Source organism: Thermotoga sp. KOL6 (genome assembly GCF_002866025.1).
In the GTDB taxonomy this organism is placed as follows: Bacteria; Thermotogota; Thermotogae; order Thermotogales; family Thermotogaceae; genus Thermotoga.
In genome coordinates, this window is record NZ_LNDE01000006.1 from 1 (window position 1) to 1,461 (window position 1,461).

At 48.9% G+C, this 1,461-nt stretch carries 1 protein-coding gene; it reads right to left on the reverse strand.

Features of this window, described 5'->3' with window-relative positions; all coding sequences use genetic code 11:
- Nucleotides 1-52 precede the first annotated feature (52 nt).
- Nucleotides 53-1,461, reverse strand: a 1,409-nt coding sequence (locus AS005_RS08780; RefSeq protein ID WP_101511343.1) for a methyl-accepting chemotaxis protein, incomplete at its 5' end; no start/stop codon positions are given.

Here is a 1,461-nt window from a genome sequence, read left to right on the forward strand (position 1 = left end):
TTTCACATGAAACATCATGTTTCCTATCCAACGGGCTTGCATTTTCTCCACCTCACACTTTGAATCTTTGGACCAAAGAAGAGAGTTTTTCAGAGACGCTGGCGAGTTTATCGGCAGCATCTTTCACTTTGGCAGAAGAAGAAGCTTGATTTTCGATGAGTTCTTCCATCCTACCAAGACTCTCAACCACTCCCTCTACTACCTTCGTCACATTGTCCATAGCACTCGCCATCTCTTCAGCCGCCGCCCCCTGCTCCTGCGCAGTGGCTGCCGTGTTCTCTATCATGCTGTTGATCTCTTCTATCCTACTGAGTATCTCTTTGAACCTCTTCGTGATCTCTTCCCCTTTCACCGATATCTCGTCTACCCCTTCGAACACTTCCCTCGCACCTTCTTCTACGTGCCCTATCGTCACCCTTAAGTTGCTCAGCATCTTCGCTATGTCTTCTGTCGCTTTCTGACTCTCTTCCGCCAGTTTCCTGATCTCGTCCGCTACCACCGCAAAGCCCCTTCCAGCTTCCCCTGCCCTCGCAGCTTCTATCGCTGCGTTCAATGCAAGTAGGTTCGTCTGTTCCGCTATCGTGCTGATCGTGTCTACTATCTCCCCTATCGTCCTAGCCGATTCTACTAGCTCTTTCACGTTCCCCCTCTGCCTCTCTGTCGATACCTTCAGCTTCTCTATTACTTCGTTCACACCTTCTACGTTCTCTGTCCCTTCCCTCGCCGCCTTCGTCACTACTTCCGATTTCTCCGTCAATTCTTGGGTGATTTTGGATATGTTTTGTGCGCTCGCCGCTACTTCTTCTACCCCACTCGTCACTTCTGTCAATGCACTGCTCATGTTGTTCGCTTCTTCTAGTATCTTCTTCGCCTCTTCGTGCAGGTTCTCCGCTGATTCGTGGCTCTCTTCCGATAGCCTCTTGATCTCTTCCGATGCCTCCTTGAGCTCTCCCGATGCCTCTATGATGTTTTTTATCATCTCTTTGAGTGATTCGAGCGCTTCCCTCAAGCTCTCTTCTACTTGTGTGAGTTCGTCCTTCCCTTTTACCTCAAATTCTACTGTCAGATCGCCTTCACCGAATCTCTTCACTCTCTCTACTTGTTCTCTCATCCTCTTCACTATCGGCATCATCGATATGAACAGTACCGCAAAGATCACTCCCCCAAATACTACGTATGTTACTATCGTACCGTAGGTCGCTCTCCTCCCTTCTTTAAGTAGCTCGTTCAAGTCCCCAGTCGAGAAAATGTAAAAGTCGTACCCGGGTACCTCTGACCAAATCGCGTATTTCTTCTCCCCTTCATACTCGTATTCTACGTATCTGTCCCCTCCCCCCTTCGCCTCTTCGTACGCTCCCTGAAATCCCCCTAAGTCCCCTACCCCCTTTAAAAAGTTGCTCATATCTTCGTGTATGATTATTTCCCCATCTTTCGATATGAGTATCCCGTAACCGCTTTCGC